At 63.4% G+C, this 18392-nt stretch carries 19 protein-coding genes and 1 riboswitch; of the genes, 10 read left to right on the top strand and 9 right to left on the bottom strand.

Translation table 11 applies throughout. The features are described from left to right. Nucleotides 1-140: 140 nt before the first annotated feature. Nucleotides 141-2765, top strand: a complete 2625-nt coding sequence (locus tag Q355_RS17215) for a S8 family serine peptidase (protein ID WP_027876768.1) — start codon at nt 141-143, stop codon at nt 2763-2765. Between the two features lie 165 nt (nt 2766-2930). After that, nucleotides 2931-3461: a GNAT family N-acetyltransferase gene (locus Q355_RS0104895; protein ID WP_027876767.1), complete on the top strand. Its 531-nt coding sequence runs from the start codon at nt 2931-2933 to the stop codon at nt 3459-3461. Between the two features lie 106 nt (nt 3462-3567). Here the strand turns inward: Q355_RS0104895 and Q355_RS17290 are convergent, their stop codons facing one another. Beyond that, nucleotides 3568-3639 (bottom strand): choice-of-anchor Q domain-containing protein, encoded by a 72-nt coding sequence (locus Q355_RS17290; RefSeq protein ID WP_416338668.1) that lies wholly within the window; start codon nt 3637-3639, stop codon nt 3568-3570. Nucleotides 3640-3763: 124 nt separating this feature from the next. On the opposite strand from Q355_RS17290, the gene Q355_RS0104890 reads away from it, so the two are divergent. After that, nucleotides 3764-4993, top strand: a complete 1230-nt coding sequence (locus tag Q355_RS0104890) for a 2,3-bisphosphoglycerate-independent phosphoglycerate mutase (RefSeq protein WP_027876766.1) — start codon at nt 3764-3766, stop codon at nt 4991-4993. An 85-nt stretch (nt 4994-5078) separates the two neighbouring features. On the opposite strand, the gene Q355_RS0104885 is transcribed toward Q355_RS0104890, so the two are convergent. Together Q355_RS0104885 and Q355_RS0104880 are read right to left on the bottom strand one after the other, a co-directional pair. Further along, on the bottom strand, nt 5079-5573 hold the full coding sequence (locus Q355_RS0104885; RefSeq protein WP_027876765.1) for a CarD family transcriptional regulator: 495 nt from the start codon (nt 5571-5573) through the stop codon (nt 5079-5081). Beyond that, the gene (locus tag Q355_RS0104880; protein WP_051529310.1) at nt 5570-6166 is read right to left on the bottom strand and encodes a TetR/AcrR family transcriptional regulator; all 597 of its coding nucleotides are present in this window, start codon (nt 6164-6166) and stop codon (nt 5570-5572) included. Before Q355_RS0104880 ends, Q355_RS0104885 begins: the two co-directional genes overlap by 4 nt. Before the next feature lie 245 nt (nt 6167-6411). Here Q355_RS0104880 and Q355_RS0104875 point away from each other — a divergent pair, with 245 nt between their 5' ends. From Q355_RS0104875 to Q355_RS0104865, 3 genes are all read left to right on the top strand, one after another. Then, a complete protein-coding gene (locus Q355_RS0104875; protein ID WP_027876763.1) occupies nt 6412-6927 on the top strand; it encodes a metal-binding protein in 516 nt (171 codons plus the stop codon). Nucleotides 6928-6978: 51 nt separating this feature from the next. Further along, nucleotides 6979-7491 (top strand): cupin domain-containing protein, encoded by a 513-nt coding sequence (locus tag Q355_RS0104870; protein ID WP_027876762.1) that lies wholly within the window; start codon nt 6979-6981, stop codon nt 7489-7491. A gap of 78 nt (nt 7492-7569) precedes the next feature. Beyond that, on the top strand, nt 7570-8721 hold the full coding sequence (locus Q355_RS0104865; protein ID WP_245597490.1) for an MFS transporter: 1152 nt from the start codon (nt 7570-7572) through the stop codon (nt 8719-8721). A 156-nt stretch (nt 8722-8877) separates the two neighbouring features. On the opposite strand, the gene Q355_RS0104860 is transcribed toward Q355_RS0104865, so the two are convergent. Continuing rightward, nucleotides 8878-9345 carry an Hsp20/alpha crystallin family protein gene (locus Q355_RS0104860; protein ID WP_027876760.1) on the bottom strand — a complete coding sequence of 156 codons (468 nt, stop codon included), beginning with the start codon at nt 9343-9345 and terminating at the stop codon, nt 8878-8880. Between the two features lie 177 nt (nt 9346-9522). On the opposite strand from Q355_RS0104860, the gene Q355_RS0104855 reads away from it, so the two are divergent. From Q355_RS0104855 to Q355_RS0104845, 3 genes are read left to right on the top strand one after another with little or no spacing between them, the layout of a single operon-like run. Then, nucleotides 9523-10644 carry a COG1470 family protein gene (locus Q355_RS0104855; RefSeq protein ID WP_036258709.1) on the top strand — a complete coding sequence of 374 codons (1122 nt, stop codon included), beginning with the start codon at nt 9523-9525 and terminating at the stop codon, nt 10642-10644. Between the two features lie 8 nt (nt 10645-10652). Then, nucleotides 10653-11582, top strand: coding sequence for an ABC transporter ATP-binding protein (locus Q355_RS0104850; protein WP_027876758.1), 930 nt, complete (start codon nt 10653-10655; stop codon nt 11580-11582). Then, nucleotides 11572-12546, top strand: a complete 975-nt coding sequence (locus Q355_RS0104845) for an ABC transporter permease (protein ID WP_027876757.1) — start codon at nt 11572-11574, stop codon at nt 12544-12546. The genes Q355_RS0104850 and Q355_RS0104845 overlap by 11 nt, the downstream gene beginning before the upstream one ends. On the opposite strand, the gene Q355_RS0104840 is transcribed toward Q355_RS0104845, so the two are convergent. The 4 genes from Q355_RS0104840 to ispD all read right to left on the bottom strand — a co-directional run bounded on the left by Q355_RS0104840 (nt 12543) and on the right by ispD (nt 16954). After that, nucleotides 12543-14084: an ABC transporter permease gene (locus Q355_RS0104840; RefSeq protein WP_051529318.1), complete on the bottom strand. Its 1542-nt coding sequence runs from the start codon at nt 14082-14084 to the stop codon at nt 12543-12545. The two genes, Q355_RS0104845 and Q355_RS0104840, sit on opposite strands and share 4 nt — an antisense overlap. A gap of 181 nt (nt 14085-14265) precedes the next feature. Further along, entirely contained in the window at nt 14266-15288 is a 1023-nt protein-coding gene (locus Q355_RS0104835) for a thiamine ABC transporter substrate-binding protein (RefSeq protein WP_051529317.1), read from the bottom strand. A gap of 86 nt (nt 15289-15374) precedes the next feature. After that, nucleotides 15375-15471, bottom strand: a riboswitch (TPP riboswitch). A gap of 35 nt (nt 15472-15506) precedes the next feature. Next, nucleotides 15507-16334, bottom strand: a complete 828-nt coding sequence (locus Q355_RS0104830) for a 4-(cytidine 5'-diphospho)-2-C-methyl-D-erythritol kinase (RefSeq protein WP_027876754.1) — start codon at nt 16332-16334, stop codon at nt 15507-15509. Continuing rightward, entirely contained in the window at nt 16322-16954 is a 633-nt protein-coding gene (ispD, locus tag Q355_RS0104825; protein ID WP_027876753.1) for a 2-C-methyl-D-erythritol 4-phosphate cytidylyltransferase, read from the bottom strand. The genes Q355_RS0104830 and ispD overlap by 13 nt, the downstream gene beginning before the upstream one ends. Before the next feature lie 60 nt (nt 16955-17014). On the opposite strand from ispD, the gene Q355_RS0104820 reads away from it, so the two are divergent. Then, nucleotides 17015-17791 carry an undecaprenyl-diphosphate phosphatase gene (locus Q355_RS0104820; protein ID WP_027876752.1) on the top strand — a complete coding sequence of 259 codons (777 nt, stop codon included), beginning with the start codon at nt 17015-17017 and terminating at the stop codon, nt 17789-17791. Here the strand turns inward: Q355_RS0104820 and Q355_RS0104815 are convergent. Further along, nucleotides 17788-18378, bottom strand: a complete 591-nt coding sequence (locus Q355_RS0104815) for a UbiX family flavin prenyltransferase (RefSeq protein WP_027876751.1) — start codon at nt 18376-18378, stop codon at nt 17788-17790. The two genes, Q355_RS0104820 and Q355_RS0104815, sit on opposite strands and share 4 nt — an antisense overlap. Between the last annotated feature and the right edge of the window lie 14 nt (nt 18379-18392).

The following is an 18392-nucleotide window of genomic DNA, read 5'->3' as shown; positions in this document are numbered from 1 at the left end:
GCCGGTAACGTCCATTTAACAGAAAGAATAACGTTCTTGACCGCTACAAAGTACGCAGCAGGCTTGACACAAAAAGTTGTCTTGCAGTTTGATAGCCCCTGACCGCATCAGGTCTAGATAAATATCCCAAGGAGGTCTACGTGCGTAGATTGATGATTGTAGGGATCGGATTGGCTGCTTTTTTAGCTGCTTGTTCCGGCCCCCAGCGTGTACAGCCCCAGTTTGAGCCTGTGCAGGAGATCGCCACCAGTGTAAGCGCCCTGAACACTGGCGCAGCCGAGATGGTGGACGAGACCCCCACCGCCTGGCTGGTGGAGCTCTCGGGTAGGCCCAAAATCGAAGGGGGCAGCGATGCCTCGGTCAAGGCCGACAAAGACAACTTCCGCGCCCTGGCCCAGGCCAATGGTGTGAAGTTCCGCGAGCGCTTCGAGTATAGCGAACTCTGGAACGGCCTCTCGGTAGAGGCCAGCGCCAGCGAGGCCGCCAAGCTGCGGGGTATTCCCGGCGTGAAGGCAGTCTGGCCGGTGCTCACCGTCAGTGCGCCGCAGCCCGTAGACGGGGGCAGCGAGACCGACATGTTCACCGCCATCACCCAGACCCAGGTCAACATCGCACAGAATACCCTGGGCCTGAACGGGCGGGGTGTCAAGGTCGGCATCATCGACACCGGCATTGACCTCGAGCACCCCGACTTTGCCGGGCGCATCCGCTACGGCTTCGACTTCGTGGGCGATGCCTACAACGCAGCCGACCCCAACAACAGCACCCCCATCCCCCAACCCGGCCCCGGCACCCGCCCCGGCGGCGACGACTGCAACGGGCACGGCACCCACGTGGCCGGAATCACCGGTGCCAACGGTACGGTTAAGGGCGTAGCCCCCGAGGTTACCCTGGGCGCCTACCGGGTGTTTGGCTGTGAGGGCTCGTCCAGCGCCGATGTGATCATCGCGGCCCTGGAAAAAGCCTACAAAGACGGCATGGATGTGGTGAACATGAGCCTGGGCGCTGCCTTCCAGTGGCCCCAGTACCCCACCGCGGTGGTTTCCAACCGCCTGGTCAAGAAGGGCGTGGTGGTGGTGGCCTCGGCTGGCAACAGCGGAGCCAACGGTGCTTACTCGCTGGGTGCGCCGGGCGTGGGTGAAGACGTGATCGGGGTGGCCTCCTACGACAATGTGGCGGTCTTCCTGAACTTCTTTACCATCTCCCCCGATAACCAGGCCATCGGCTACGGGCCAGCCACCGGAGCGCCCACACCGCCCACCTCTGGCAGCCTCCCCATGGCCCGCACCGGCACCCCCGCCGCAACCAGCGATGCCTGCAACCCACTGCCTGCGGGCAGCCTGGCAGGCCAGGCAGCGCTGATCCGGCGCGGCGGCTGCACCTTCTATCAAAAAGCCTTCAACGCGCAGCAGGCCGGAGCTGCCGCCGTGGTGCTATACAACAACGCACCTGGACGCTTCTCGCCAACAGTAGCTGGCACCCCTGCCATCACCATTCCGGTGGTTGCCATCTCCGATACCGAAGGCGTGCTGATCAACAACCGCCTGGCCACCGGCCCGGTCACGCTCACCTGGACCAACCAGTCGGGCTCCTTCCCCAACCCCACCGGCAACCTGATTAGCAGCTTCAGCTCCATCGGCCTTTCGCCCGACCTGACCCTCAAGCCCGACCTGGGCGCCCCCGGCGGTCTGATCTACTCCACCTATCCGCTGGAGAAGGGAGCCTTTGCGACCCTGAGCGGCACCTCGATGTCGAGCCCGCACGTGGCCGGTGTGGTGGCCCTTTACCTCCAGGCCAAGCCCGGCACCCCGGCCTCGGAGATGCGCACCATCCTGCAAAACACCTCCGACCCCAAGCGTCTTTCTGTAGCTCCAACCACCGGTCTGCTGGACATCGTGCACCGTCAGGGGGCGGGCATGGTGCAGATTGTGGACGCCATCAACAGCACCACCCGCGTCACCCCCGGCAAGCTGTCGCTGGGCGAGGTCGAAAGCGGCTCGGTCACCCGCACGCTTACCATCCGCAACCTGGGCAACGACAGCGAAACCTACACCTTCAGCCATGTGGCTGCCCCTGCCACTACGGGCACCTTCACCGTGAGCTACTTCAACGCACCCTCCCTGGTGTCCTTCAGCAGCCCCAGCGTCACGGTAGCCCCGGGAAGCTCGGCCAGCGTGAACGTGACCATTACCCCCAACACCGGTCTGGCCAACCTGGCCCAGTTTGGCGGGTACGTGGTGGTACGCAACAGCGAAGGTGCAACGGTAGCCCGGGTGCCCTACGCAGGCTTCAAGGGCGATTACCAGGGCATCCAGGCCCTTGCGCCCACAACGTTCGGCTTCCCCTGGCTGGCCCGCCTGGTGGGCACCAACTACGTCCGCCAGACCGGCGCCAGCACCTTTACCCTGCAAGGCGGCGACATCCCCTACTTCCTGGTTCACCTGGATCACCCTGTGGCCAAGCTGCAGTTTGAGGTGCTGAACGCCTCCAACAACCGCCCCGTGCACCCGGTCTTCAACAAGTTTGTGGACCTCGAGTACGTCGGGCGCAACTCCACCGCCACAGGCTTCTTCGCCTTCGCCTGGGATGGCACCCGCATCCACAGCAACATGGACAACGGCAACGGCGACAACTCGCTGTTCAAGACCGTGCCCAATGGCAGCTATGTGGTGCGCATTCGTGCCCTCAAGGCCCTGGGCAACGAGAACAACCCGGCCCACTGGGAAAGCTGGACCTCGCCTGTAATCACCCTGGCCCGTCCGTAAAACCAGCAACCTGCAACAGAAGACCCGCTTCGGCGGGTCTTTTTTCGTATCGCACCCTTCACAGACGTGGCCTCCCATCCGGGAGGCCACTGTGCTGTGCAGAGCATAGCCATCAAGTTGGTAGGGGGCTCAATGATTATGAAGAGTGCTCTATGCTAAAAGCACATGGAACTGCGCGGCCCCCGCCTGCTACTCCGCCCCCCACGCCCAGAGGACGCCGAGGCCCTGTTTGCTCTGATGTCCGACCCTGAGCTGGCCCCCTTTGTGTACTGGAACCCCCACCAGCACCTGGGCGAAACCTACCAGTACCTGGAGCATTTGCAGACCAAGGAGGGTTTTTTCATCATCGAGGTCGGGGGCAGCCCAGCGGGCGTGATTGGGCTGCACCTGGACTGGCCCAACAAGCTAGGCGAGACCGAGACCTGGCTGGGGCGGCCCTACTGGGGAACCGGCCTCAACACCGAGGCCAAGGTGGTGCTGTTCGATTTTGCTTTTGGGCCCTGGGATCTGCGCCGTATTCAGGCCATTGTGCATGTGCACAACCCCCGCTCGCAGCGGGCGCTGGAAAAGCTGGGCTTCCAGCGCGAGGGGCTTTTGCGCCGCTGGCGCTGGATTCGCGGGGAGCCCTGGGACTTCTACATGTACAGCCTGCTGCCCGAGGAGTGGATGTCGAGCCGGCCCCCCATCTATTACTAGCTGGCAACACATCGCCTGGCTTGTTCGACCGGCCACGAAAACCCTTTCGGTTTGAACCCACAAAAAACTGCGCTTCCTGGGAGCGCAGGGGGACGGAAGCAGGTTTCTAAGGCTGGCGTTCCACTGCCCCAATGTCGCAGCTACCGTTCTGCAGACGGCTGACCCCACGGGCATCCATCACATGATGCTCCCTTCGACAGGCTCAGGGAACACCCGTTATGCCAGACCTGGTTATTTTGTCACCAGATAATGTGGCGCATGCCCACGGCGGTACCAATGGAATGTATCGGTAGAATAGGCGCATGGACATGCTTCCCATCATCGCCGAGTTGGTGCAAAAAACTCCTTCCAAAATCCTGCTGGTCGTTCTGGACGGTGTGGGCGGGCTGCCCCTGGAACAGGGCGGCCCCACCGAGCTGGCTGCGGCCCACACCCCCAACCTCGATGCCCTAGCCGGGAAGAGTGCCTTGGGGCTCTTGACCCCGGTCTACCCCGGCCTGGCCCCTGGCTCCGGCCCCGGCCACCTTTCGCTCTTTGGCTACAACCCCTTCCAGTACCTGGTGGGGCGCGGGGCGCTCTCGGCCATCGGGATTGGGGCCGACTTCCAAGACGGCGACGTGGGGGTGCGCGGCAACTTTGCCACCCTGGACGCCCAGGGCCGGGTAGCAGACCGCCGGGCAGGCCGCCCCAGCGATGCCGAGAATGTGCGGGTGGTGGGCAAGCTAAAAGCTGCCATCCAGGAGATCGAGGGCGTGCAGGTGCGTTTCTATACCGAAAGCGAGCACCGCTTTGTGGTGATTTTGCGGGGGGAGGGGCTGGGCGAGCAGGTGACCGACACCGACCCCCAGAAAACCGGGGTGCCTCCCTTACAGGCCGAGCCCAAAGACAAAAGCGACCACAAGAGCCAGCGCACTGCCCAGGTGCTCAACCGGCTGTCCGAGCGCATCCGCGAGGTGCTGGCCGACGAGCCCCAGATTAATGGCGCTTTGTTCCGGGGCATCTCCGAGCGCCCCCGCTTTCCCTTGATGTCTGAGGTGTACCACCTCACACCGGCCTGCATTGCCAGCTACCCTATGTACAAAGGGCTGGCCAGCCTGGTGGGCATGGAGGTGCTGCCGGTGGAGGGGGTGGAAGACGCCCCGGAGGGCAAGGTGAAAGCCCTAGAGCAAAACTGGGAGCGCTTCGATTTCTTCTACCTGCACTTCAAAAAGACCGACTCCACCGGCGAGGATGGCAACTTCGGCGAGAAAGTACACAAAATAGAGCTTTTTGACCACCTGCTGCCGCAACTGCTGGCCCTGAAGCCCGATGTGCTGGCCATCACCGGCGACCACTCCACCCCCAGCCGGATGAAAGCCCACTCCTGGCATCCGGTACCGCTCTTGCTGCACGCCCCATTGCTGCGCAACGACCCGGCCCAACGCTTCACCGAAGACGAGGCCGCTAAAGGCAGCCTGGGCCACCTGCGCGGGGTGGAGCTGATGCCCTTGCTTCTGGCGCACGCGGGCAAGCTGCAAAAATTCGGTGCGTGAGCACGGCAGGCACCGCGCCGGTACTTCACAAAAAAACCGGTAGGGCCCAAAAGCCCTACCGGCAGCTAAAGATATTGCGATGATTTCAGTTGAGGCTCTCGCCCACCGACTCTTCGAAGAGCTTGCGGGCCTCCTCGAGGGTAATTTCAAGCACCTGGGAAATTTCTTCAGCCAAAAGGTGCATGGCCCGGCGCAGGGCCTGGCGGTCGAGATCGGGGAGGCCCTTCTCGAACTCCCAGGCCCGCAGCTGACCGGCCAGGGTTGCAATACGGAAGGGGTCTCCATCGGCCAGAATCTCGGTGGTCTTGCGATGGCGGGCAGCCCACTGGCGCGGCAAGGGCAGGCGGCCTTCCTGCAGCAGAGCCAGGATCTCGCCCACCTGATCCGGCGACAAGGCCCGACGCAAACGGGTGGTCTGCGGTGCTTCTACGGGCACGTAGGCCTTCGAGCGGGTTCCGGGGAAGTCCACCTGATAATAGGATTTGTCTGAACCAGCAATCGAACGCTGGGCGATCCCCGCCACCACACCTACACCATACGGCGGCAAAACAACCTTGTCTCCTGGACGGTATTCGCTCACAACGCCACTCCTTTCAGTAACACCTCGAGCAGGTGCTCGAGGTAGGCTTCCCGTGGAAACTCGAGCTGCGGGTTACAGGCCAGGGCGGCAATGCTGGCGGCAGTCAGGCAGGTGTCGAGCTCGAGCCGCACCTCACCCCTGGCCTTGCCTTCCTGTACAAGCTTTTCCAGCAAGCGCTGGTAGTGCTCGTGCATGCCCCTAAGCCACCCGGTGGTGTCCTCGGGCTGGGCCTCCCGGGCCACTGCTGCCCACAAACCGCGCCACTCCTCAACCCAGGCCACGCGAAGCCGCAGCACCTCGGCCAGACGTTCGCGGAAAGAGCCATCCCGGTTCACCTCTTCCTCTACTTTTTGGTAGTAGGAGAAAGTATGGTGTTCCACCAACGCCTTCAGCAGGTCTTGTTTATCCCGGAAATAAAGATAAACCGTGCCTTTGCCGACTTCGGCTTCCCTGGCTACTTCCTCGACTTTTAGGCCCGACAACCCCCGATTCCTTAAAACTCGGATGGTTGCCTCGAGGATCGCTTCGCGTTTGGGGGCAGTCCGAGCCTCCACGGTCACGGCTACAAAGTGTACCAGAAAACAAAGGCCCATAGATGAGATGGGAACCCCCGCAGGCCCTGATTTAGATTCAAATTCCGTCCAAAACAGCGCTTTTTGAAGAAGTTGGGCCCGGGCTTGTTGCAGATTTTTTTGTTTTTTGCCCGCAAGCACCCCATTGGTTCTGATTGAGGCAAAATTGACACCCCGCCCAGCCCCGCTGCTGCGGCCTGACCGGGCGGATCCGAAATTGGTTACCAGCAACCCCTCCCATAAGCCCTGGCCCGTAAACTACAGGCGTGCCGTCGGGTCGCGTTCACGAAGCCATTAACCTAAGCGCGCTGGGGCTGGCAACCGCCGCCTACTGGGTTTACCAGCAAGACCTCGAGGTTTCCCAGCCCACCCTGGTAGCCTTTATGGGCAGTTATTTGCTGGGCACTTTTCTCATCACCCCCGACCTGGATCTGGCCGAGCAACAGGTACGGGCCAAAGGGCGCTGGGGCTGGCTGGGCTGGTTCTGGGTGCCCTACGGCTGGATGTTTGCCCACCGGGGGCTCTCACATACCTGGGTGGTGGGCCCCCTGACCCGGATTCTGTATCTGGGCGCAATGGGCGTGGTGGTGTACTGGCTGTTCACGGCCATCTCGAGCTATCTGGGGCTAAACATCAACCTGCAAGCCCAGCTCAAAGCACCCTCCCAGGAAATCCTCTGGGCGCTGGTGCTGGGGTATTATGCCTCGCAATGGCTGCACCTCATCGCCGATGGAATCTGGCCCGACTCGGGCCGCTTGTTGCGCGGCAGGCGCCGCCGCTAAAACTCGGCAGCACAACCCTCGAAACATGCCCCGCAGCGCAGGAGGTTGCTCATGTCTGAGGCCAAATTCTGGGTGGAACACCTGGGGCTAGCGCCGCACCTCGAGGGTGGCTTCTACCGCCAGACCTACCTCTCCCCCGAGTCCATTGCACATCCTCACCTGCCTCCGCGCTACAGCGGCCAGCGGCCTTTTTCCAGCGCCATCTACTTTTTGCTGGAACACCCCGACTTCTCGGCCTTTCACCGGCTGCAAAGCGACGAAGTCTGGCATTTTTACACCGGCGCCTCCCTCAGCCTGTGGCTTATATCGCCGCAAGGAGCGCTCTCGCGCCTGCGCCTGGGCCCCGATCCCAGCCAGGGGCACTGCTTCCAGGCTGTGGTTCCTGCCGGTTGCTGGTTTGCCGCCAGCTTGGATACCCCCGAGACCTTTGCGCTGGTGGGCTGCACCATGGCCCCCGCCTTCGACTTTGCCGACTTTGAACTGGCCCGGCGCGAGGAACTGGCCCGCCAATTCCCACAGCATCGCGCCCTCATCGAAAAACTGACCCGCACCGCGGGGCCATAGGCTGTAAGGCCGCCAAAGCAGGTAGCGAAGACCGCTAGCAGCACCCACACCCAGCGCTGGTACGCGAAAGGAATGCCGGTGAGCACCACGCCATCTAAGCCCGATACCCTACCCCTGGCCCGGGCCGCCATCTACCTGACTTTTTTTATTTGCGGCCTGGTGCTGGCCGCCTGGGTTTCGCGCATTCCCGCCATCAAGCAGCACCTGGGCCTTAGCGCCGGCGAGCTGGGCCTAGTGCTGGCAGGAGCCCCCATTGGGTTGGTGCTGGCCATGCCCCTGACCGGCTGGCTGATTGCCCGCTGGGGTAGCCGTCCGGTACTCGCAGGGGCTGCCCTGGGAAACTGCACCACGCTGCCCCTGCTGGCCCTGGCCCCCAGTGGCTGGACACTGGCCCTGGCCCTGTTTGTCTTTGGCTTTACCAATGCCGCCACGGACATCGCCATGAATGCCCAGGCTGTGGAGGCCGAAAAACGTTATACCCGGCCCATTATGTCCAGCTTTCACGCGCTGTTTAGCCTGGGGGGCCTGGTAGGCGCAGCGCTAGGGGGGGCGGCTGTCGCTATTGGGATGGCCCCGCTGCCTTTTTTTGTGTGGATGGCCCTGGGCTCGGGGCTGCTGATGTTGTGGGCAATTCGGCATTTGCTCGAGGTTCGACCGCTTGCGGGTGGGCCGCGCTTTGTCTGGCCCAGAGGGGTGCTTTTAGGCCTGGGGCTAATTGTGTTTTGCACCGGCCTGGGCGAAGGCGCAGTCGCCGACTGGAGCGCAGTATTCATGAAGCAAGAAGTTGGCTCCAGCGAAGCAGTGGCCGCGCTGGGCTTTGGGGCGTTTTCGCTGGCGATGGTGGTCGGTCGCCTGGGCGGCGATGCCCTCATTTATCGGTTTGGGCCGGTGGCCCTGGCCCGCTCGGGTGGCCTGCTGGCTGCGCTGGGCTTTGTTGCAACCCTCACGACCAGCCGCCCCGAGGTTGCCCTGCTGGGCTTTGTGATGGTGGGGCTGGGCTACTGCACGCTCTTTCCACTGGTTTTCAGCGCCGCCGGAAGGATACCGGGGGTGCAACCGGGGGTGGCCCTGGCCTCGGTGGCTACGCTGGGCTACCTGGGCTTTCTGGCCGGGCCACCCGCCATCGGCCTTATCGCCGAAGCCGCCTCACTGCGGGCATCTTTTGCGGTGGTGGCAGGGCTAGCGCTGGTGATTACCCTGCTGGCCGGGTTGCTGCACCCCAAAAAATAAGCGGCTCCACCAGGCCGGTTGGCAGGTGGTGCCGTACTGCTCATGTGTGGAGCTGCTCGAGGATGTGGGGTCAGCAATCTTCAAAAGACGTCGCCTCCCATCCGGGAGGCAAGACGCAGGAGATTTGAGCAACGGGCTCAATGACTATAGTGCACTCTAGGCAGAGGTAATGGCAATCTTGCGTACCCGGGCCTGCTCAACTTTGGGCAGGGTCAGACGCAGAAGACCATCGGTGATGATGGCCTGGATCCTGTCTACCTCTACCGAGGCGGGCAAGGTAAAGCTTTGCACAAAGCTGCCACGCGGCAGACCCCGCGACCAGTAGCGACGTTCCTCGGTGCCCTGGGCTTGCGGGTAGGTGCCGCGAATGGTTAGTTGATTGCCCTCCAGGCGAACCTCGAGGTCGTCCTTACGCAGGCCCGGCACCGCCATCTCCAGCACCAGGCTGTCCCCGGTTTCGTAAAGGTCGTAGGGATAGGCACTGGTGGGCAATGGGCTGCCAAAAGAAGCCGTTACCTCGTTCCAGAGCCGGTCAAACTCACTAAAGACATCATTTACGCTCGAGAGATTCCAGCTCCGCAGAGGCATGGTCTGAACAGGTACGTTCCGAACAATGTCCAGCATACTGAAACCTCCTTACGTAGGGGTTTTTGGATTGTCTTCCCTACAGCATGTCAATATAAAACTTGAGCGTTACTTTGTCAAGTATCATTATGACTCTAATGCATATTTCATCTTTCTTGCCTAGATTCACAGATGAAAAACTTCGTCTGGAGGTGAAGCGTGCCACGCCTACTTGCCATGCTGCTGTTGCTGACGAGCCTGGGCCTGGCCCAGGGGTTCCGAGGCCTGGCCCTGTACACGCCCTACCCTTCGCAGAGCGTGCGGCTGGGCGAAACCGTTAACCTACCCATCACCCTCAAGGGCTACAACCTGCCGCCCCAGACCGTACAGGTGCGGGTGGCCGAGCTGGCCCAGGGCTGGAAGGCCAGCCTGCTGGGTGGGGGCCGGGTGGTCAGTGCGGTTTATGTGCTGCCCGACGGGGAGCAGAGCCTTTCCCTGCGGTTAGAGCCACCGCCCAACGTGCGGCCCGGCACCTACCGCTTCAGGCTGCTGGCCGAAGGCAGCGGGGTGCGGGCCGAGCTACCCCTTACACTCACGCTGGGCCAGGTCTTGCCCAAGCGGCTGTCCCTCGAGACCGAGCTTCCGGTGCTCAAGGGCACCCCAACCGCTGGCTTCCGCTACCGCGTAACCCTCAAGAACGAAAGCGATCAGGATCTGCTGGCCAACCTCGAGGCCGATGCCCCCGAAAACTTCCGGGTGAGCTTCAGCACAGCTTTTGGCGGCCAGGAGGTCAACAGCCTGCCCTTGAAGGCTGGCGAGAGCAAGGACCTCGAGGTGCAGGTTACCCCGCCGCGGCAGGTGGAGGCCAAGGTGTATGCCGTCACGCTGCGGGCCCTGGCCGGAGAGACCAAGGCCGAGCTGGTGGTCAACCTGGACATCACCGGACAGGTCGAGCTCAGCCTGACCACCCCCGAGGGGCGGCTTTCCGGGCGGGCCTATGCGGGCCGGGAGAACCCCATCAAGCTGGTGGTTAAAAACACTGGCAGCGCACCCGCGGAAAACCTCGAGCTTTCGGCCAGCGAGCCTTCGGGCTGGGAGGTGAAGTTTGAGCCCGACAAGCTGGAGAAGCTGGCCCCAGGCGCCGAGTCGGAGGTCACGGCAAAAATCAAACCCTCACCCAGGGCGGTGGCGGGCGACTACATGCTCACCCTGCGGGCCTCTGCCGGCAGCGCCCAGGCCTCCGCCGATTACCGGGTGACGGTGCAAACCTCGACCCTGTGGGGGCTAATCGGGGTGGCCTTGATCGCCGTAGCAGTTGGCGCAGTGGGCTTTGCCGTCTCGCGCTTTGGGCGGCGCTAGGAGGCCCTATGGTCATCGAAACCCAAGGTCTGACCAAACGCTACGGCAAGGTGGTGGCGGTAGATAACCTCGAGCTGCGCATCGAGGCGGGCGAAGTATATGGCCTTCTGGGCCCCAACGGCTCGGGCAAAACCACCACCATCCTGATGCTCTTAGGCCTTACCGAGCCCAGCGCAGGCAACGTGCGGGTGCTGGGCCTCGACCCGGCCCGCGAACCGCTCTCGCTCAAACGGCAGGTGGGCTACCTGCCCGACTCGGTGGGCTTTTATGGCGAAATGACGGCCTGGGAGAACCTGGCCTACATCGCTCGCCTGAATGGATTGCCCAAAGCCCTGATCCAGCGCCGCATCGAGCAGGTGCTGGAGCGTATGGGCCTGGCCGAGGTGGCCCAGCGCCCGGTAAGTGCCTTTTCCCGGGGCATGCGCCAGCGGTTGGGGCTGGCCGAGGTGCTGTTAAAAGAGCCCAAGGTGGTCATCCTGGACGAGCCCACCCTGGGCCTGGACCCCGAGGCGGCGCAGGAGTTTTTGCAGATGATTCGGGGCCTGAAGGCCGAGGGGATTACGGTGCTGCTCTCCTCGCACCTGCTGCACCAGGTGCAGGCCATCTGCGACCGGGTGGGGCTTTTCCATAAGGGAAAACTGGTGCTGGAAGGGCGGGTAGAAGAGCTGGCCCAGCGGGTTTTAGGGGGTGCCTACCGAATTCGGCTCGAGGCCACCCCACTGGAGGGCCTGGCAGAGCAGCTACAGGCCCTGCCCGAAGTAAGTCGGGTGCAAGCCGACGCGCAGGGGCTCCGGCTGGAAGCCCGCCAGGACATCCGGCCCCAGGTGGCTCGGGCTGTGCTCGAGGCCGGAGCCGCCCTCCAGAGCCTCTTGCTGGAGCGGCCCAGCCTGGACGAAGTGTATGCGCGCTACTTCCAGGAGGTGCGCCATGCAGCCTAGCTCGAGCCGGCCCAAGCGTGAGGGCTCCCCCTGGACGGGGCTGTGGGCGGTCTTCTTCAAGGAGATGGCCGACCAGCTGAGCAGCACCCGGATGCGCATCCTGGAGGTGCTGATCCTGCTCTCGGCCGTGGGTGCCATCTATGCCGGGGCCCAGACCCTGCGCCAGACCATCAGCGAAGACCCCTTCCTGTTGCTGCGGGTGTTTACCGCCGCTCAGGATCCCTTACCCTCGTTCGTGGCCTTTTTGAGCTTTTTCCTGCCCTTGGCGGCCATCGCCTTGGGTTTCGACGCCATCAACGGCGAGTACAGCCGCAACACCCTTTCGCGCATCCTGGCCCAGCCCATCTACCGCGACGCCCTGCTGTGGGGCAAGTTTTTAGCGGGACTGGCCACCTTAGCCCTGATTCTGCTGGCCTTGTTTTTGCTGGTGGTGGGCCTGGGCCTGATTTTCCTGGGCGTACCACCCAGCAGCGAGGAGGTGGCGCGGGCCTTGCTCTTCTTGCTGGCCACCCTGGCCTATACCGGAGTCTGGCTGGGGATTGCCCTGGTGGCCTCGGTACTCTTTCGCAGTGCGGCCACCTCGGCCCTAGCGGCCATTGCAGTCTGGCTTTTTTTCGCCCTGTTCTGGGGCATCATCGCCCAGCTTCTGGCCCAGGCCGTGGCCCCCTTCGACCCCTTCGACCCCCAGAGCGAGCTGCGCCAGACCGAGGCCTTGCTGGCTTTCTCGCGCCTCTCGCCCAACACCCTGTACGCCGAGGCCATCCAGGCCTTGCTGAACCCGGGGGTGCGCAGCCTGGGGCCGGTGCTCATCAGCCAGCTCGAGGGGGCCTTGCTGGGGGCACCCCTCCCCCTAGGGCAGAGCTTCCTGCTGGCCTGGCCTCAGCTTACCGGTCTGATCGCCCTCACCTTGCTACTTTTTGCACTGGCCTACGTGCTCTTCCAGCGGCGGGAGGTGCGGGCCTAGCGCGCCCAGGCGCTCTTCTGCAACCCCAGCAGCAGCGCCGTACAGAGCGCCATAAGCACCACCGCCAGCACCACCGCCTCGTAAAAAGGGGTAGCCCCAGGCCGGCCCAGGCGTTCGTATACCGCAAGCGACAGGGTAGCCCACTCCGGGCGTTGCAGGGTTAGGGTGGCCCCAAACTCGCCCATAATGGCGGCCAGCGCCAGGGCCAGGCCAGCCGTGGTCGAGGGTCGCACCAGGGGCCACTCCACCCGTATAAAGCGTCGCCAGGGCGGGGCTCCCAGCACCCGGGCGGCCTCGAGCACCCCCCGGGGCAGCCCCCGCAGGGCTGGCAGCAGGGTGCGGGTTAGCAGGGGGTAGCTTAGCAGGGTGTAAGCAGCAATCAGCAGCCAGATGGAGCCCCTGAGCCAGGGGTAAACCAGCAGGTACCCCAGCCCCACCGCCACCGGCGAAACCATCAGGGGCAGCAGGCCCAGCCCATCCAGCCAGCGGGCTCCCCGCCAGACCGCATAGGCGTACAGCGTCCCTAGCGGGAAGACTAAAAGCAAAGCCAGCCCGGCAAAGGCCAGGGTGTTTTGCAGCGCCAGGAGGCCTGGGGTAAAGTCGGGGCTTTGCCACACCGAAATCCAGGCCGCGGGGCGCTCCAGTGCGCGCCACACCAGGCCCAGCAAGGGGCTGTACAGAAGCACAAAAAACCCACCCACGCCAAAGGCCAGGCCCAGGGCGCGACCTCTGGCCAGGGGGCGGGGGGTTTCTGTGCCCTCGAGCCCCACCGCCCACCCGGCCTGTAGCCGCAGGTAAAACCCCAGCACCACCCCAGTAACCACCAGCTGCATGAGCACCAGCGCGCTGGCTTCGGGGAAGGCCAGGCGCTGGGCCAGCGCATGGTAGGTGGCTACCTCGAGGGTGGCCCACCCTGGCCCACCCAGCAACAGGGGTACGCCAAAACTGGTAAAGCTAAACAAAAACACCAGGCTTCCGCCGGACAAAAGGGCTGGGGCCAGGAGGGGTATCCCCACCCGCAGGTAGGCCCTGGCCGAACTGGCCCCCAGGGTGCGGGCGGCCTGCATGGGGCCGCTCAGCTTGGGCAGCAAAGCCACCAGCGGGCGCAGCACCAGGCCCAGGTTATAGAGCAGGCTGGCCCAGAATAAAATCCAGGGCGTGCCGTAGAGGTTCAGGCCCAGCAGACCCCGGGGGCCCACCAGGCTCAAAAAACCCATCGCCACCACCAGGGTGGGCAACACGAAAGGAACCACCGAGAAGGCCAGCCAGAAGTCCCTGCCAGGGAAGCGGTAGCGGAAGGCATAGGCCAGGGGCAGGGCGACCAGAATGCACAAAAGCGAGGAGCCCAGGCCATAGGCCAGACTCCAGACCAGCCTGGCGCGGTAGTAGGGGTCGGTCAGGGCGGCGGCAAAACCCTCGCTCAGGCCCAGGGCCACGATACGCCCCAGCGGATACAGCAAAGCCAGGGCCATAAACACCACTACCGGCAGGGCCAGCCAGTGCGCGCCTGTGCTTGGCCTGCGAGGATCCCTGGCCATACCTGCTAATACCGGATTCAAAAAGATAATCTTCAAACAAAAAGCGCTAAGAGGCTATCTTTTTGAATCCTAGAGCACTCCCTTCGGTCGGGTTAGTTCGTCACCGTTCGGTGACGAACTAACCGAATCTGGTATAAGTTTACCGGAAGGCCAGGGCCAGCCCCGCCCACGGCCCGGTAGCCTAGCGGCGGGCCCGTACCGCCTCTGCGGCCTGACCCTGCACTACCACCTGTGTCCACTCGCGAATCCAGCGCTCGCGGTTGTTGGTTATTTGTTGCGGCGTTAGGCGGGCAGGCTCGAGGGGCACCTGAGCAAAGCGGAACACCTCGGGCAGCCGGGCCTCACGCCGGGCTGGATACACCCACATCTGGGTAGGGATATTTTCTTGAACGGGCCTGGAAAGCAGCCAGTCCACAAAACGCTGGGCCGCCCGCAAGTTGCGCGTACCCCTCAGAATGCCCACATACTCCACCTGAAAAAACGAGCTGCGCGGCAGGAAAAGGTTGGCCGTGGGGGGCTCGCTGGGCTTGGGCTTGGCCTCACTGTAGTAAAGTTCGGCGGCAGGGCTGGTGCTGTAGGAGACCACCAGGGGGCGGTCACCCCCAGCTCGGGTGAAGTGGGTGTAGTAGGCCTCACTCCAGCCACTGACCACCCGCACCCCGTTCTTGCGCAGGCCTTCCCAGAAGTCCAGATAGCCCTCCTCCCCGAAAGCCGCCACGGTGGCCAGCAGGAAGGCCAGCCCCGGCGAGCTGGTAGCCGGGTTCTGCACCACCAGCAGCCCGGCGAATTCCGGCGAGGCCAGGTCAGCGAAGCGCTGGGGCAGGGGCCTGTCCTTGAAGTAGTCCCGGTCGTAGTTGAGGGCCACATAGCCAAAATCCACCGGTGTGGCCCGGAAGGTCTGGTCGAGCAGGAGTTCAGGGCGCAGGTTGCTCAGTTCGGGTGAGCGGTACGGCTGCAGGATGTCGGCCTGGAGTGCACGCGAGAGCAGGGTGTTGTCGAAGCCATAGATGACATCGGCAATGGGCGCGCCCTTGCTCAAAATGGCCTTGTTGAGCATCTCGCCGGCATCACCCCCCTTCAGGAAGCGCAGCTTGATACCGCTCTCGCGCTCAAAGCTGGCTATCAAGTTCTTATCGAGGCTAAAGCTGTTGTGGGTGAGGACGGTCAGGGTGGTTTGCTGGGCCAGCGCAGGGAAAAACCCCATCGCCAACAGGGCAAACAGCACACCGAGCCAGGCCAGCCATCCGATTGTTCGGGGTTTGTGCATAAAAAATCCCTCCATGTCATCGGGAGGGTATCGCGTCATGCTCCCTACGGCGGTGCAAACCGCATCAGGTTCAAAGGGTGTTTCTCAGCCCGGCGCTTCCGGGCACCCCCGATGACGCCTGAATAATACGGCCTGATGGGAGAAATGTACAGCACTTAGCTTACGGTTTCGCTGGCTACCACCCAAAAAGAAGGGTATTTGCTGCGCAGAACCTCGGCAAAATGCTGGGCCTCATGCACATCGCCGGCCAGACCAAACAGGGTGGAGCCTGAGCCCGACATCAGCACGCCCTTGAGGCCCAGGCGGTAGAGCTCTTGCTTGAGGGCCTCCAGATAAGGGTGCATGCGGAAAACCGGGCGCTCGAGGGTATTCCAGTAGGGAGGTTCCTCCCCCGCCTGTATGGCTGCTTGTATCCCGGCGACATCCAGCTCGGGCTGCCACATCTCGGGTGTAAGGCCTTTATAGGCCTCAGCCGCCGAGACCGCGATGCCCGGGTTGACCAGCACCAGCGCAGCCTGCAGCGGCGGCAAAGGGGTGAGCCGCTCGCCCACACCCCGCCCCTCGGCCAGACCAGACCCCAGGAAAAACGGCACGTCGGCCCCGAGCTTCAGGGCCAGCGAGGGCAGCTCGAGGGGCGCCGGGTAGAGCCTGGCCAGAGCCCGCAGTACCGCCGCTGCATCGGATGAGCCCCCACCCAGCCCAGCCGCCAGGGGAAGGTTTTTCTCCAGCACGACTTTTACCCCGCCGGGCCAGCCTGCTGCGCTCAGGTAGGCCAGCGCGGCCTTATACACCAGGTTGTCGGTGTTGGCGGGAAGGCCCTGACCCCGCACCTCCAGCTTGATCCCTTCAGGAATGGCCTCCACCCAGAGCCGGTCGCCCACCCGCAAGGCCGCGAACAGGGTATGCAGCTCGTGGTAGCCGTCGGGCCGGCGGCCCAACACCGAAAGGCCCAGATTGACCTTGGCCGGGGCTAAGAGCTCCATACCTGCGCCAACCCTTCTGCCAGTGCCAGGTCTTCGGGATAGGTCACCTTGAACATCCGCCGGTCGCCCTCGACCAGGGCCACCGGATGGCCCAGCCACTGAACCAGCTGGGCATCGTCGGTAAACTCAATCCCCTGGGCGCGGGCTTGCTGGTGGGCCTGCCACAAGATGGCCCGCCGGAAGGCCTGGGGGGTTTGAACCAGCCGGTAGTGTTCGCGCGAGATCACCTCGCCGTACTGCTGGTCTTCTTCCCGCACCAGTGTATCGGGCACCGGCACCGCCAGGGTGGCCGCCCCCACGGCCCGCACCGCCTCCATCAGCCGCTCCACCGCTGCCCGCACCACAAAGGGCCGGGCCACATCATGCACCAGCACCACCTCGCCGGTAGCGGCCTGTAGCAGGTTGTACACGCTTTGCTGGCGGGTCTGGCCCCCCAGAACGGTTTTTAGACCCTCCTTCTGGAAACCCGGCGGAAGGGCTACCACCAGCTCGTCAGCCCAGGAAAAACCCTCGAGGGCCCAGTCCAGCAGGGTCTTTCCCCCCACCTGCAAAAACGCTTTAGGGCCCCGCCCAATCCGCTCCCCCGAACCGGCTGCCGACAACAGTACCGAAACCTTCACGCCTGGAATCCTACCGCGTCTGCGCGGCCCGCTCAAACCTGGCATGGTATCCTCTGGGACGTGACGGTTTTCGAAGCGCTTATTCTAGGAGTCCTGGAGGGCTTAACCGAGTTTTTGCCCATCTCCTCTACCGGCCACCTTACCCTGGCAGCCCACCTGCTTCAGCTCGACATCGAGCACGACCCCTTCATCAAGAGCTTTGTGGTGGTTATACAGCTTGGAGCCATCCTGGCTGTTCTGGCCCTGTACTTCAAGCGTTTCTTGCAGGATATGGAGGTCTGGAAGCGCATTATTGTGGCCTTCATTCCCACCGGCATCCTGGGCTTTTTGCTGGCAGACGTTATCGAAAACGTATTTTTGGGCAACGACCTGATCGTGGTGATTAATCTGGTTGGGGTGGGCATCCTCTTGCTTTTTGTGGATCGCTGGCTGCAGCACCACAAACGCTACGACGACGTCAACCAGATGCCCGCGCTTCACGCAGTGTTCATCGGTCTGTTTCAGGCCATCGCCATGATGCCGGGGGTCTCGCGCAGCGGGGCCACCATCGTGGGGGGCATGACCCTGGGGCTTTCGCGCCGAGCCGCAGCCGAGTTTTCCTTCATCCTGGCCGTACCCACCATGCTTTCGGCCACCGGATTTTCGCTGGTACGCAACATGGGCGAGTTCCGCACCGATAGCTGGGGCCTGCTGGCGGTGGGTTTCCTGGCGGCCTTTGTGTCGGCTTTGCTAACGGTGCGCTGGCTTTTGGGTTTTGTGAGCCGCAACAGCTTCGTGCCCTTTGCCATCTACCGCATCCTGATTGGGGTGGTGTACGGGTTGTTTTTCCTGCGCTAGTCGAGCTCGAGCTCCCGCACCTCACCCCAGCGGGGCGCCCGGGGGTACTCGAGGCCAAACAAATCCAGAATGCGCTGGGTCATAAAGGCCAGCAGGTCGTCTATGGCCTTGGGTTTGTGGTAAAAGCCGGGGGCAGCCGGCAGGATGGTGGCCCCCGCCTGGGCCGCCCTGACCATGGCCTCGAGGCTCGGCAGGGGCAAAGGGGTCTCGCGCGGCACCAGCACCAGCGGGCGTCGCTCCTTCAGGGTGACGTAGGCGGCCCGGGTCAGCAGGTTGTCGGCCAGACCGTAGGCCACCTTGGAAAGCGTGGTCGCACTGCACGGCACCACCACCATGCCGACGGTGCGAAAACTTCCTGAAGCAACCGGCGCGCCCAGGTCACTGCTGCGGTGCACCACGTGGGCCAGGGCCTCCACCGCCTCCAGGCTTAGCTCTGCTTCCTCTACCAGAACCCTTTTGGCCCCCTGGGTCATCACCAGGTGGGTTTCCAGCCCCGGGATTCGCCGCAAGGTTTGCAGCAAGTCCAGGGCATAAGGTATCCCCGAAGCCCCCGAAAGCCCCACCACCAGTCGCTTAGGTACGCTCATGTGCCGAGTGTACA

It is taken from the genome of Meiothermus cerbereus DSM 11376 (assembly GCF_000620065.1).
Taxonomy (GTDB): Bacteria; Deinococcota; Deinococci; order Deinococcales; family Thermaceae; genus Meiothermus; species Meiothermus cerbereus.
This window is presented reverse-complemented; position numbering and strand designations above follow the sequence as displayed.

Bases quoted from the DNA above. Each gene is read 5' to 3' on its own strand.
- Q355_RS0104895 (WP_027876767.1), top strand. From the start codon at position 2,931: ATGGAACTGCGCGGCCCCCGCCTGCTACTCCGCCCCCCACGCCCAGAG.
- Q355_RS0104890 (WP_027876766.1), top strand. From the start codon at position 3,764: ATGGACATGCTTCCCATCATCGCCGAGTTGGTGCAAAAAACTCCTTCC.
- Q355_RS0104880 (WP_051529310.1), bottom strand. From the start codon at position 6,166: ATGGGCCTTTGTTTTCTGGTACACTTTGTAGCCGTGACCGTGGAGGCT.
- Q355_RS0104870 (WP_027876762.1), top strand. From the start codon at position 6,979: ATGTCTGAGGCCAAATTCTGGGTGGAACACCTGGGGCTAGCGCCGCAC.
- Q355_RS0104860 (WP_027876760.1), bottom strand. From the start codon at position 9,345: ATGCTGGACATTGTTCGGAACGTACCTGTTCAGACCATGCCTCTGCGG.
- Q355_RS0104855 (WP_036258709.1), top strand. From the start codon at position 9,523: ATGCTGCTGTTGCTGACGAGCCTGGGCCTGGCCCAGGGGTTCCGAGGC.
- Q355_RS0104850 (WP_027876758.1), top strand. From the start codon at position 10,653: ATGGTCATCGAAACCCAAGGTCTGACCAAACGCTACGGCAAGGTGGTG.
- Q355_RS0104845 (WP_027876757.1), top strand. From the start codon at position 11,572: ATGCAGCCTAGCTCGAGCCGGCCCAAGCGTGAGGGCTCCCCCTGGACG.
- Q355_RS0104840 (WP_051529318.1), bottom strand. From the start codon at position 14,084: ATGGCCAGGGATCCTCGCAGGCCAAGCACAGGCGCGCACTGGCTGGCC.
- Q355_RS0104835 (WP_051529317.1), bottom strand. From the start codon at position 15,288: ATGGGGTTTTTCCCTGCGCTGGCCCAGCAAACCACCCTGACCGTCCTC.
- Q355_RS0104830 (WP_027876754.1), bottom strand. From the start codon at position 16,334: ATGGAGCTCTTAGCCCCGGCCAAGGTCAATCTGGGCCTTTCGGTGTTG.
- Q355_RS0104815 (WP_027876751.1), bottom strand. From the start codon at position 18,378: ATGAGCGTACCTAAGCGACTGGTGGTGGGGCTTTCGGGGGCTTCGGGG.